This window comes from Leptospira vanthielii serovar Holland str. Waz Holland = ATCC 700522, from assembly GCF_000332455.1.
GTDB classification, from domain to species: Bacteria; Spirochaetota; Leptospiria; order Leptospirales; family Leptospiraceae; genus Leptospira_A; species Leptospira_A vanthielii.
In genome coordinates, this window is record NZ_AOGY02000077.1 from 168,904 (window position 1) to 182,075 (window position 13,172).

Consider the following 13,172-nt stretch of genomic DNA (forward strand, 5'->3'; position numbering starts at 1 on the left):
TTAAAAAAGAACGACGTTAACCAGTTGTTTTTTTGTTTTGAAGCTGGAAAATTCTAAATTCTGTAATTGGAATCCCTATCTTCTAAATAGTACTTGAAAGGCAAGGTGCGCTAAAATACAAAGAAATCATGCGCAAGAATCTGCCCATTACTGATACTGAAATCGAATTCCAAGAAGGAACAAAGATCACCTCCAAAACAGATCTGAAAGGAATCATCACCTATGTGAATGAGGATTTTTTACGCATTAGTGGATATACTGAAGAAGAGATAATCGGAGAACCCCACAACCTGATCCGTCACCCCGATATGCCAAAAGAGGCGTTCCAAGATTTATGGGATACAATTAAGGCTCAAAATTCATGGGTGGTGTTGTCAAAAACCGTTGTAAAAACGGAGATTATTATTGGGTAGATGCGAACGTATCACCAATTTACGAAGATGGAAAACATATTGGTTATATGTCGGTACGGACCAAGGCAACGAAAGGACAAATTCGTAATGCCGAAACTTTGTATGGCAAAATGAATTCTGGAACTTGGAAACCTAAAACAAATGATGGAATCATCGCTGGTTTATCTTCGCAAACCATTTTCCTTATACAAACAATTGTAAGTGGAACTCTACTGATTTTATTTTCGCAAAAAACAAATGTTAGTTTAGTTTTTCTTTCCAATCCTCTGGCATCAATATTTGGATTAGTTTTGTTTTCCTTTGTTACAACCATTGGTTATCTAAAGATCAGAAAAAACAGAAAATCATTCTTAAAGGTAAAGGAATACTTAGAAAATTTATGTAATGGTCGGCTAAAGTTTGATGTGGTTTTAGAAAATGGAGGTGATTATGCAGAAATCCTTTCGTTGATCAAAAAAACTCAATTTGAATTTAGAGGAATGATTTCTCAATTGATTGGGAATGCCGAAATTGTAAAAACTCAAATCAAAGCGCTCACTTATGCCGTAGAACATATCCATGTTGCATTTCAAGAGTTATCGAAAGCAATGTTTTCTTTGGCAGATTCGAGCATTGTCACTCGTGAAAGTTCAGATTGTATCTTCCAAGAAATGGATTCCTTAAATCAACTCATCTGTAATATACGGAATGAATCTAATACAGTACAATCGGAATCCACAGAAGCATACCAATTTTCCTTAGTAGGAAAAAACCGTTCTGATAAAGCAATGACTCAGTTTTTAAAAGCGAAGAGTCAAATTTTCAAAACTTCTGAAACCATCAAAGATTTAGGTGAAAAAACAAAAGCCATCCGGAAAATCACAGAAACCATTACTGCCATTTCTGAAAAAACAAACTTACTTTCGTTAAATGCATCTATTGAGTCGGCGAGGGCAGGTGATGCGGGGAAAGGATTTGCCGTGGTTGCAGGGGAAGTGGGAAAACTTGCCGAACAATCCAATAAATCCGCAAAAGAAATATCTGCCTTCGTCTCCGAATTGACTGCAAAGATTTTGCAAACGGTTTCAGATATCCAAGAAGGTCTTACTGAAGTAGAAGTGGGTTCTCTCGAATTCGAAACGGTTCAAGTCGAGATGAACAAAATTTTAAAGAATGCAGAAGAAACTAAAATTAGTGCCGAGAAGATCAATGGTTCTACTGAAGGGTCGGAGTCAATGTCTGGGAGTGTTTTGGAAAATATGGAAAAGATCCAAACCCAACTGATCAATACATCCGCCATTGTGGAGGAGTTGTCAGCGGCTGCCAACGAACAAAAACAAACCGTTGCCGCCATTGAAGAGTCCATTACGAATTTAGACAAAGTAGCGGATCGACTGGATTCTGTGGCCTTCCGATTTCAATTTTAATGATGTAGTACGAGCACAATTCAGGATAAGGTTATGACAAACCCAAACACAAAACCAAAAATGAGTTTCCATGTAGAAACATCACGAGTTGATTCACATTCGAGTCTTTCAAAGTGTAAGTCGGCAGAGATTGTTTTGGATACGGATATGGCGGGAAATCCAAATGCGTTTAACGCAGCGGAGTTGTTACTCTCTGCACTTTCGGCATGTATCATTAAGGGAGTGGAAAGGGTTACGCCGATCCTTCATTTTCAACTGAAAGGAATTCAAGTCATCGTAGATGGGGTTCGTCAGGATGTTCCACCCAAAATGGAATCCATTCGTTACCAGATCATTGTGGATACAGAGGAATCGGATGACCGTCTGCACCTGTTACACGAAAATATAAAAAAATATGGAACTGTGTTTAACACCATTGCCCCAGGAACTGATTTGGCTGGCGAAATTCGTAGAAAATGAAAAAAACCAAAGGTTCTTCTTTGGGTTTTCGAATGCAAAATGGATAGTATGTGAATTTTTATTTGTAATCTATTTTACCGAGAGACTTAGACCTTTTAAAATTATTACAACCGTATACGAAAAAAAGTAAAGAGATCCGAAAAGCGGAATTATAAAGAAAAGAGCGTCAATAGGATAAAGTGCTTCGGTTGGCGTGAATTTTTTCCTTAGTGCTATCGGAATATTCTTACACTCGTCAAGATTTGGAAATTCAACTAATATGAGTTGAACAATACTCTTTGCATATTTGAGGTAGTCTTTTTTCCAACCTCTGAATGAATAGTTGATGTAAGTTGCTAATATACCAATAAAAAATAAAAAAATGTTTAATGAGATTTCAGCTTTCTTGTAATTGTCAGAAGCTAAGATAGCCGACAACAAAGCTACATAAAATCCTGTAACACTAATTGATTTCAATTCATTCTGCTGCATCAAATTGATGTATATAGAAAGTAATTGAATATAATCACTGCCATTCTTTGGTTTGCAGTCATGTGACATCTAAATGCTCCATAATTTAAAATGTATACATTGTTTGTTTATGCAAAGAAATTTTTGTTGTCAATTTGATTTATAAAGGATGAAAGGATTATACATTTAGGGTGTTTAATGGGAATCGGACTATATCCGACTCCCATTAATTGTGTTTACTTACCTAAGATGAACACAAAGTTCGTTGTCGCAGACCCACCGATGTTGAGCATAAGACCGTTCTTTGCTCCTTTCACTTGGTAGTCACCAGCTGTATTCGTGACTTGTTTGTAAAGGTCGAGCATCATACGAACTCCGGATGCACCTACAGGGTGACCCACACCAATGAGTCCACCAGATGGGTTGATTGGTTTTTTACCGCCAAAGTCAATGGTTCCGTCTTCGATCGCAATGTGTTCTTTTCCTGGTTCAGAAATTCCAAACGCAGAGATCGCAGCATATTCAGAAGAAGTGAAACAGTCATGTGTTTCAAACACATCAATGTTTTTTACATCTAAGTCAGCACGTTTGTATGCATCTTTTACTGTTTGGCGAGTCCATGGAAGGATGTATTTGTCCCCAACGGATTCTAGTTTTTTTGCTTCAAACGTAATTGGTGCGACTCTGTGTCCCCAACCTTTAATGCGAGGGATATCATCGAACTTACGACCAGTTTTTTTAGCGTATGCTTTTGTATAATCTTTGGAAGCAAGGATTGTTACCGCAGCACCGTCTGTTACTTGAGAACAGTCAGTGATACAAAGTCTTCCTCCCACAGCCATATTGTTATCTCCACCACGAGCCATCGCATGTTCTTTGTTCATAAACCATGTGCGAGTTTGTGCTTTAGGGTTACGTTTTGCGTTTGCGTAATTGATCCGAGAAATTTCTGCAAGAGCATCCATAAAACGTTCTTCTTTTAGTTCGTAACGTTCGAGGATCACATCCGCTAGTTTTCCGAAAAGTTTAGGGAAAGGAAATTGTACTCCTTTCGCTTCTTTTTCATAATAAGCAGCAGTTCCAAGAAAGTCTCCACCTACAGAAGAAGAAACCGTTTTCATCACTTCCACACCAAGTACGATCGCTAGATCGTAATCTTCGGCACGGATATGTGTGATGGCAGCGTCCAGGGCCACAGATCCAGAAGCACAAGCGGCTTCGTAACGAGCACCGGGAACACCAAAAAGAGCAGGGTTTACTTCCGTCAAAAAAGCACCTAAGTGGCCTTGGTTGGCATACTGTTCTGCATCGAAGTTACCAACAAATACAGCCACTTTGTTTTCTTTATTCAATCGTTTGATTTCATCATAGCTGATCCCTACTTTTTCAAGAGCATCATCTAATACTTCCCGCATCATGGACATGAAGGTTTTTCCTTCTTTGGTCCAGTTGCGTTGGAAGTCGGTTTGTTCTCCACCTAGTACAAATACTTTTTCACTCATATAATGCTCCTAATTAACCTTTGAAGAGAGACCTTGCATCCAGTTTCTCACCGAGTTCGTAAAACTTTTTGCCTTCTTTTGCATCTTTTAAAAGTTTGGGAACTGGTATTTTAGACGCTTCCATCAGCTTAATTGTTTCTTTCGGGCCACCAAGGAAATCCACAAAAGCGGAAGCAGGAACCCAGTTAAAACCGAAACCCATAGCTCCGTCAGTGTTTTCTTTTGTATCCACCACTTCCCCAACAAGGGAGAGCGAATAACTGATGTAACGTGAAATGAAGTAACGAGCAATGTCTGCTTCCAAGCCACTTGCTTTTTTTACTACATCCATCGCACCTTTGTAGTCAGACTCTTTGATTTTTTGGCGAGCTTCTTTGATAAAAGGAATATCAAATTTTGGATACGGATCGTACTCACCCGTTTTGATATTATAAACAAACTTTTCCCGTTTTCCGTCAGCATGTTTCACAACTTTCGTGAGACCACCGCCACTCTTCATACCGAGTTTACCGGCATCGATTAACTTTTGGAAGTAACCAGGAAGTTTGAATGTTTCGTGAGCTTCGTCTTTTGTATTGTCGTAGATATTGTCAACGATGGCTTTGTGAACATCTAGTCCTACGAAGTCAGCAGTGGCAAGTGGTCCCATAGCGCGGCCCGTGTAACCAGACATGATTTCGTCAAGAAGCGCAATTCCACCTTTGTCGGCATACTTTTCTGCAAAGTGAGCCACTTCGTTCATCAACTGAAACCCAATGCGGTTTCCAGCAAAAGCAGGAGTGTCATTTGTATACACAACAGCACGGCCGAGTACTTTGTCTAAGTATTCACCTAACGCTTGTGTAACTTTTTTGTCGTTACCAGAGTGAGTGACTAGTTCACAAAGGATCATTTTATAAGGAGGGTTGAAAAAATGCGTTCCGTAGTAGTGTTTTTGACCGTCTTCATCGTAAGCTTTTGCCAAACGACCGATGGAAAGACCAGAAGACACAGTGGACACGATGGTTCCGGGACGACGAGCTTTCGCAATACGAATGTTAATCGGTTCTTTGACTTCGTAACTTTCCGCCACGAGTTCGAATACCCAATCTGACTCAGCGACAGCTTTTTCCAGGTCCGCATCGTAGGAACCAGGGATCATTCTAGCGCGAATTGTATCCGTTTTTACGGATGCCACAGCGGCTTCGATACCCTGTTTTGCTTTTTCAACATCTCTAGCGAGCATATAGACTTTAGCACCACCGAAGGCGGCAATGACGCCTGCACTTCCAGAACCCATGGCTCCGTTGGCACCTAAAATCGTGACAGTTTTGATTTCTCTCATGAAGGAATATCCGAATCTAATTTTTACTTACCGTTCTAGAAAGCCAAGGTGACAGGAAAATCGTTTTTTTTTGTCAGATTTGTTACAAAAGAGGGTCGGCGGGGTGTGGGGTGTGGATATTGTACTCCCCGCCCGATTTGAGGGTGGGGAACTAGACCCGCCGCCCAATGGTTTCCCTTTACCACGACCCGCAATTTTTGGCACGCCACTTCCCAAAATCCCCAATTTTAATTCTGATAAGTTCACGGTTTCGACCTGGGGCGCCCGGGCGGGCCCTTTCGGGGTGCGCTTACGCTCCCGTCCTTCCGGCAAGGGAAACCTTTGCCAGAAGGACCAAGCCCTGCAGGTCCCTGGCGTTGGGATTGGTTTGCTATATAGTAAATCATCAGTTTTTATATGAATAGAATCCCCTTTGGTAAAATGCGAGATTTGATTTCATTTTTTAGAATCGAATCAATAATTTTGGGTGAATTTTTCTGAAGTAAATTATATCACAAGAAAGATTCGTTTATCAGTATCTTATGATACACATAAATTGTTTATAGTATTGAAATAATATCTGTTATTTGCTGAAAACCATTTGACCTAACTATAGTTTATGTTGCACTTTGACCGATGAATTTGAAAGAAAAACCCTCTAGTCAATGGATTATCATTATTTCAGTTTCTTGCTTAGGAATATTACTTAATTGTATTTCCTTTGTGAAGTATGAAAATCCAAGTTTAAAAAATACGCCAACTCCTGAAATATTAGAAAAAAAAGTTATACTAATAAAATATTTTGGCGACTATTATGAGCATGGCAAAATTTCAAAAATTCCGCAGCCCATTCCAACGGTTAATGAAAAAATGGAAGGTATTTTGAAAGATTCTGATTTGTTTAAGAATGTCACAACGAATGACAAAGAGCCAGTTGATCTAATCATGATTGTAGAAACAAACATTAATGATAAAAGTAACATGGTTTTGGTTGGTATTTCAGGAGCAACTTTTCTTGTTTTCCCTTTGTTTATCGATTTAGAACTGAACATGAAAGTTTCGTTACTCGATTCGAATTCCAAGTTATTAGCTGTAAACGAAGAACGTTATTCAAATGATTCAATCTTCGGATGGATAATTCTTCCTGTTTCTCCATTTTTCTTTACACCTATTGTAGAAACGAGAGCATACAGAAGTATCATTTATTCATCTCTAAACAATTGGAAATCAAAAGGAATTATCAAATGAATCTTAAACATATTTTAGTATTTATCGTTTTATTTAATTTTATTTCTTGTGCCGAATTACCTCCGTTACAGCAGAAAGATACAAAACCAGGTTTATTGAATCAAACGATAGAGTTGATAGAACCAGGAACGTCATTCGATGAGTACAATAAAGGATACCACCATGTAGGTTTGCGTGCGATTATCAGGAAAGGTTTAATTGAATATGGTTTATTTAAATCCGTTGTCAATTTTAATGGGGATTTTCAGCTTCGCGTCATCAACAATGGAAAAGATGAAATTCAGGAAGTGGAATTCTTGGACATTCGGCATAAATTAAAGCTAACATTTATATTATTAAAGGACAAAAAAGAGATTTATAAAAAGGATTTTATTGCTGATGAAACAGCGACAGTTTCTGAAAAATTTATGGGAATAGAACGAATTCGTTATGCAACTGAAAAAGCAACTTACCGTTGTTTAGAACAATTTTTAGAGGACATCTCCAAACAAAAACTTTGAATTCATGAGGAAGTTTCCAAGAGTTTTGATGAAAATTTAAAATGAAATCCCTGCGCCAGCGGTAGTAGCGGAAATCCTTTCGCAATGCGAAAGATTGGAGCGGATAACGCGGTCGGTTTTAATACCACTGTTTGTCAACTAACGGATTCGAGGCGCCCAAAAGGAAAATCAAAAAATCCTTTTGGGGGAATTGTTTTCGGGTTATGATTTTTTAGGTTTTATTTCTCCTGCACTTCCCTTTCCAAAAATTCCGTAAACTCAATTTGTAGATTAATAAATGTTAGATTGTATCTGCTTTCATAAAAAAGAAGAGCACTTGCCAGAAACAAACAAATCCCACCAGTGATTGCTGCCACAGTTGGTATCCAAGAATACTCTTTGGCAAAAGCAAGAGTGATGGCTAAAGTCAGGCTCGAAATCACAAAGAGGGAAGTTGCCAAATACAAAAACGCCATAGAACGTTGGATGAGGACGGCCCGTTTTTTTTGGACAGAAAGTTGTTTGCGAAGGTAAACCATTCTTTCTTTTTGAAAACCTCGTTTGCCCTCTAAAAGTAGTTCTACTTCCGATTTCAAAAGGTTCACACGATCAAATATACGACCCAGTCTGTTGGCTGTGGAAAATATCAAACTGGCACAGGCGGAAACAAGGACTGCTGGGGTGATCATACCGGAAAGGATTTCAGAGTTGGAAAACGATTCGAACATAAGGAATAGTTTTAAGAGGTGTATTGGTTTTTAAAGAAAAAAAAACATATCGTTTTTTGAAGGGAATCATTGGTCTTTTGCGAACAGAAGATGGTAAGGAAGGAGTGAAGTCCTCTCTAGAAAAATGTGAACCAATTTATTTAGGCAAATAGGATCGACTGTTAGATTGATATCTTTACACCAGAGATTGTTTTATATGAGTGATATTTTTGTCTTCAAATACTTTGTAAATTCTTCCAGCTTTGTGAATCGTTTTACGATTTCAAAATCCCTTTCGGCTTCAGGGTATTGGCGAGATAGATAGTGTAACCATTGTTTGATCCGACCGGCCCGGCTTTTTGCTTCCATATCTGTTTCTAAACTCAACCAATACTGGTGCAAAATTTCTTTCATTTCTTCCCAAGTGAGGCTTTTGTTTCTGTCTGTGCGAATCATTAAAGCAAGGGCTGGGTTGGCAACGACACCTCGTCCAATCATAATGTCCTTACAACCAGAAACTTCGAGACACCTTCTGGCATCTTCGGCAGTCCAAATTTCTCCATTGGCAACAACAGGAACTTTTACTGTAGCGCGAATTTTTGTGATCCAATCCCAATAGGCAGGGGGTTTGTATCCATCTGTTTTCGTTCTTGCATGGACTACTATTTCTTCGGCTCCTCCCTCTTCTAAAGCCTTAGCACAAACTAGCGCTAATTCGGTGGAATCAAAACCAATTCGCATTTTTGCAGTCACAGGAATTTCTTTAGGAACGGCACTCCGAATCGCTTTCACAATGGCAAACATAAGATCGGGTTCTTTGAGAAGAGCCGCACCTCCACGGTTTCTGTTCACTGTCGGAGCAGGACATCCAAAGTTAATATCAATACCGAAAGCACCAAGAGAGGCCACCTTACTTGCGTTCTCTGCCATGCAAATAGGATCCGAACCTAAAAGTTGAACCTTTACGGGGACTCCCACTTTGGTTCGGCATCCTTCATACAACTCGGGAACATAACGGTAAAACCGGTGTGAGGGGAGAAGCGTATCATTCACTCGAATGAATTCACTGACACATTCATCAAATCCACCTACGCGTGTTAGCGTATCGCGCAAGCGGTAATCGAGAAGTCCTTCCATGGGTGCAAGTAAGATACGCAAGAAAAAATAATCATCCTATCCAGTCACTTTTCTCACGAGGGCACGACTGATCATTCGTATTTTTGCAGCAAACGGCAGACGTTTGATATTAGTTCCCACAATCCCTTGAGTGAAACGGGTTTTTTTTGCTGTAATCAATGTGTACGTCCAAAATGACAGGGTGTCCTTGTTTTGTGAGATTCCAGGCGGCTTCTAACTTTTCTTGAATTTCATCATTGGTTTCTATACGTAGATATTCGGCACCGGTGGCTTGGGCAATGCCTTCAAAACGTGTGGCTCCAAGAACGGTACAGGTTTTACGATTATAAGGAACTTGTTGGGCTTGTGCGATTTGAGATAACTCACCATCATTAAACACGGTAAAAAGGGCTCCGATGTGGTTCATACTCGCAGTTACAATTTCCATACAGGTCATAAGAAAGGCTCCATCACCAATGATACCCACCACTGCCTTATCGGGGTTGGCTAGTTTTGTGGCGATCGTTGCCGGCACCGCATAACCCATACAATTAAAATCGGTCGGAGAAATCATACGACGTGGTTTATGAATCGGCATGAGTTCTGCCGTAAGAAATGTATGGTTGCCATCATCCACCACAACAAACCCATCATCGGGAAGTGTGGAACGCAAAACACTGAAAAATTTTGCAGGATTGACTCTGTCCTTGCTGTCATGTTGGAACCATTCTTCCGTATAAGCTTTTTTATTTTTAAGAATCTCTAATTGGATTTTTTGTCTGTGATTTTCCCGGCTTTGTTTGGTTTCATCTAACTTAAGTTTGAGCCTTTTTACCAATTCGGGTAGTATTAATTTAGCGTCGCCAGTAATGCCTACTTTGGCTGGATAATTGGCATTTAACACATCGGGGTTGATGTCTATATGAATGAGATTTTTAGGAACGGTGACACCAAAGCTGGCGGTAGCGATTTCTGCAAAACGAGTTCCTACTGCAAGTAAACAATCACAATCAGAAAATGCTTTTGTTGCTGCAGGGACTGCTGCTGCACCGAAACTCATTCCGCAATGCAAAGGATGATTCCCTGGAAATGCACTTAAACCCTGTAAGGTGGTTGATACTGGTGCACCTAGTAGTTCGGCAATTTCTATAGTGGAAGTTGTTGCGTCGACCGCTCCCCATCCCAAAAACAAACCTGGTGACTTAGCCTTTACCAATAGTTCCACAGCCTCGTCTATACTTGCAAAAGGAAATGGCGGATACGTTATGGTTTGTGCCTTGCAGTAGTCTTTGTAGGTGCGAAGGGTTTCCACCGGACCAGTATATAGCTGAATATTCACTGGAACTTCCACAAATACAGGCCCCGGTTCTCCACTAACAGCGATTTGATAGGCCTCGTAAAGAGTCTCCACCACTTCGTTTTGCGATTTTACTTTAAATGTTTTTTTTGTAATGGGTTTGAGTAGTGCATGTTGGTCCATATCATGCAGTTGGTATTTAAATTGTGAATCACTTCGGACTCCACCGGCGATGACGAGCATGGGAACACCATCTAAAAAAGCTTCCCCGATCCCGCTTGCGGCATGAGTCACTCCTGCTGCGGGTACAATGAGTAAAGTCCCAATGGAATCACTGGTGCGACTGATGGCATCGGCCATAAAGGCACCACAACCTTCGTGGGTAACTAACATTGGGATAATCGAGTCTGAACTATTGAGTTCATCATAAATTTCGGTATTGTGGACTCCGGGAATTCCAAAGGTATAACGAACGCCAATTTGTTCCAGAGCATATCTTACTAACCAAGCACCTGTTTTATTCATGTTTTATTTCCTTTGTGATTACTTATTACTTTCTTTAAACACTGCCACCGATCGACTTTGCTGCAGCTCTTGCAGTTAATATACAACCGGAGAGAAAAGTTCCTTCCAGAGATTTAAAACCGCTAGCTCCACCACCGCCAAATCCCGCTGCTTCCCCGATTGCATATAAACCTGTGATCGGAGCACCTAACGTATTTAATACGCGACTTTGTAAATCTGTTTGAATTCCACCAAGGCTTTTTCTAGTAATCAGTCGCAGTTTGATTGCAATGAGAGGTCCTGCACTCGGATCGAGAATGGGTTTGGGTTTGCAGGTGCGGACTCGGTCGGAACGCCATCCCCTTGCATGTTGGATCCGCCTTAACTGGTCGTCATTCCAAAGTCCTTTCCCACGTCGGATCACATCATCGAACTGAGTCACTTCGTTTTTTAATACTTCGAAATCAATTGTTTGGTCACCATTTAAGCGATTCATTTGATTCACAAGTTCTCGTAAATCACGCGCGACAATGAAATGATCACTCTCTTTTTGTAACTGGCGGACTAGGCGATGGTTGCCGAGTAATACTTCTCTTAGAAAGGAAAATAGTTTTCGATCTCGAATCATGGGATTGTGTTCTGATCCTGAAACTGCCAGTTCTTTTGCGGCAATTCTCCAGTTCAACAATTGCCAGGTATAGGGTTTTTCTAATTGTGATACACGATGACAAAGTTCATTGGTATCAAAACCCGTCACCATTGGTTCGGGTCCAATCCTACGCCCACTGTGGTCCAACCACAAAGCAGACTTACACGGAATCAAACTGAGTCCATGTGCTTCAAATTGTGGTTTGGGATTAGGTATCCCTGCCGCATAATTCCACATTTTATCCAGATGGGTAACATTGCCACCATGCCGACTCACAGCATCATGAACTAGTCCATCCGCAAAAGGATGGGAGCCGTTTAGCATTTCTTTGGGAGCCTGCCCCCAAGGTTTGTACCAGTGTTCCCTTACTTTATCGAGGCATCCGGTAATTCCTCCTGTCGCTACAACCACATGTTCGGCAAAAAAAGTTAAATCCTTTTGTCCCGTATTTTCCTGTTCGGCGATACAACCAGTTATCTTTCTATTTTCTTGGATCAGATCAGTGACTTTATGTTCAAAAAGATAAGTCAAACGGTCACTATTCGGATGATTTTTTAATAATTCTTCAAAACGTTCCACCAAACGATAGCCAGTTCCCCAAAGTACATGATAACGGGGTACTGAGTTCCCTCTTTTATACTGTCCCCGTTCCACCCAATTGACGACGGGAAAAAACTTTAAGTCGAGACCAAGTAACCAATGGTAAACTTGTTCTGCACTTTCATGGACATACTGTTCTGCCCACAACTTCGGTAAAACATCCTGTGTGCCAAAATCGGCAAAGGAATGCCAATCATCCAAAGCAATAGCAGGTGTATCTTTGATTCCCAGTCGCCTTTGCAATGGAGTGCCGACTAATGCCATACCACCAAATGATAATTTGGCGAGACCTCCTAGGTGTTCTTTGGTATTTCTTTCAATGATTAAAACAGTTTTTCCTTGGTTCAGGCATTCAAATGCCAAAACCAAACCAGCGATTCCTGCTCCGATGATAATGACATCGTTTTTCTTTACGGCCATTACAAAACCCTCCGAATACTTTTTGTAAATCAAATAGAACTTACTTTCGCTTTGTATAAAATGAATCACTTACTTCTGTTAGTAGCAATGAATTTTATGTCAGAATGTACACGATAATAATTTAAATGAAACAAATGCGACTCGTTTTTTCATAAGTTGTGAAATTCAAATATTAGAATGAATTTAATAACCTAGAAATAGTGTTGGGAAATTGTAATTATAACTAGAATAGTTCTAGAAAATGTGTTCTTTTGGTATCTGTGAATAACAATCATTAGTTTGTGTTTATTTGGAATAGAGCAGATTTTAGCGGCGAACGGATTGGATGTGTTAGATTTTCTTTTTATTCTTTTGTTTCATTGACGATGTTTGCACGCAAAGACATAAAACTATTTTTGTTTTTGGTGGAAACGAATTACCTCTCTTGTTTGGTTCTTAAATTAAGTTAATATTCGTTAGGTTATTTAATCTATCGAAACATCATGATATCATTTGAAGGAGTCTGAGTGTCCCGACCAATCCAGAGGGCATCTGGGCCATTCATTTGCTCGATCCAATCGGAGTTACTTAGGCCATGTTTTGGGAGGCATTTTTTTTTCAGACTGCTGTAAAAAAGAAT

At 40.0% G+C, this 13,172-nt stretch carries 10 protein-coding genes and 2 pseudogenes; 5 read left to right on the plus strand and 7 right to left on the minus strand.

Features of this window, described 5'->3' with window-relative positions; genetic code table 11:
• The first annotated feature begins 128 nt into the window (after positions 1 to 128).
• Both LEP1GSC199_RS19665 and LEP1GSC199_RS19670 read left to right on the plus strand, forming a co-directional pair.
• Positions 129 to 1,819, plus strand: a pseudogene (locus LEP1GSC199_RS19665) (methyl-accepting chemotaxis protein).
• Between the two features lie 33 nt (positions 1,820 to 1,852).
• Complete coding sequence (locus LEP1GSC199_RS19670; protein WP_002990998.1) at positions 1,853 to 2,278, plus strand: OsmC family protein; 426 nt, start codon at positions 1,853 to 1,855, stop codon at positions 2,276 to 2,278.
• Positions 2,279 to 2,347: 69 nt separating this feature from the next.
• On the opposite strand, the gene LEP1GSC199_RS19675 is transcribed toward LEP1GSC199_RS19670, so the two are convergent.
• From LEP1GSC199_RS19675 to LEP1GSC199_RS19685, 3 genes are all read right to left on the minus strand, one after another.
• A complete protein-coding gene (locus LEP1GSC199_RS19675; RefSeq protein ID WP_002990804.1) occupies positions 2,348 to 2,818 on the minus strand; it encodes a hypothetical protein in 471 nt (156 codons plus the stop codon).
• A gap of 146 nt (positions 2,819 to 2,964) precedes the next feature.
• Positions 2,965 to 4,230, minus strand: coding sequence for an acetyl-CoA acetyltransferase (locus tag LEP1GSC199_RS19680; RefSeq protein ID WP_002991025.1), 1,266 nt, complete (start codon positions 4,228 to 4,230; stop codon positions 2,965 to 2,967).
• A gap of 13 nt (positions 4,231 to 4,243) precedes the next feature.
• Positions 4,244 to 5,554 (minus strand): 3-hydroxyacyl-CoA dehydrogenase family protein, encoded by a 1,311-nt coding sequence (locus tag LEP1GSC199_RS19685; protein ID WP_002990936.1) that lies wholly within the window; start codon positions 5,552 to 5,554, stop codon positions 4,244 to 4,246.
• 615 nt (positions 5,555 to 6,169) lie between these two features.
• Between LEP1GSC199_RS19685 and LEP1GSC199_RS19695 the strand changes: the two genes are divergently transcribed.
• A complete protein-coding gene (locus tag LEP1GSC199_RS19695; RefSeq protein WP_002990599.1) occupies positions 6,170 to 6,781 on the plus strand; it encodes a hypothetical protein in 612 nt (203 codons plus the stop codon).
• Positions 6,778 to 7,281: a hypothetical protein gene (locus LEP1GSC199_RS19700; protein ID WP_002991050.1), complete on the plus strand. Its 504-nt coding sequence runs from the start codon at positions 6,778 to 6,780 to the stop codon at positions 7,279 to 7,281. The genes LEP1GSC199_RS19695 and LEP1GSC199_RS19700 overlap by 4 nt, the downstream gene beginning before the upstream one ends.
• 218 nt (positions 7,282 to 7,499) lie before the next feature.
• Here the strand turns inward: LEP1GSC199_RS19700 and LEP1GSC199_RS19705 are convergent, their stop codons facing one another.
• On the minus strand, positions 7,500 to 7,988 hold the full coding sequence (locus LEP1GSC199_RS19705) for a DUF2721 domain-containing protein (protein WP_002990590.1): 489 nt from the start codon (positions 7,986 to 7,988) through the stop codon (positions 7,500 to 7,502).
• Between the two features lie 23 nt (positions 7,989 to 8,011).
• Between LEP1GSC199_RS19705 and LEP1GSC199_RS22135 the strand changes: the two genes are divergently transcribed.
• Positions 8,012 to 8,140: a hypothetical protein gene (locus tag LEP1GSC199_RS22135; protein WP_002991037.1), complete on the plus strand. Its 129-nt coding sequence runs from the start codon at positions 8,012 to 8,014 to the stop codon at positions 8,138 to 8,140.
• A 40-nt stretch (positions 8,141 to 8,180) separates the two neighbouring features.
• Here the strand turns inward: LEP1GSC199_RS22135 and LEP1GSC199_RS19710 are convergent, their stop codons facing one another.
• The 3 genes and pseudogenes from LEP1GSC199_RS19710 to LEP1GSC199_RS19720 form a co-directional block, all read right to left on the minus strand.
• The gene (locus LEP1GSC199_RS19710) at positions 8,181 to 9,125 is read right to left on the minus strand and encodes a tRNA dihydrouridine synthase (RefSeq protein ID WP_002990970.1); all 945 of its coding nucleotides are present in this window, start codon (positions 9,123 to 9,125) and stop codon (positions 8,181 to 8,183) included.
• 15 nt (positions 9,126 to 9,140) lie between these two features.
• Positions 9,141 to 10,905 (minus strand): annotated as a pseudogene (locus tag LEP1GSC199_RS19715) (thiamine pyrophosphate-binding protein).
• A 34-nt stretch (positions 10,906 to 10,939) separates the two neighbouring features.
• Positions 10,940 to 12,553 (minus strand): FAD-binding dehydrogenase, encoded by a 1,614-nt coding sequence (locus LEP1GSC199_RS19720; RefSeq protein WP_002990988.1) that lies wholly within the window; start codon positions 12,551 to 12,553, stop codon positions 10,940 to 10,942.
• Positions 12,554 to 13,172 lie beyond the last annotated feature (619 nt).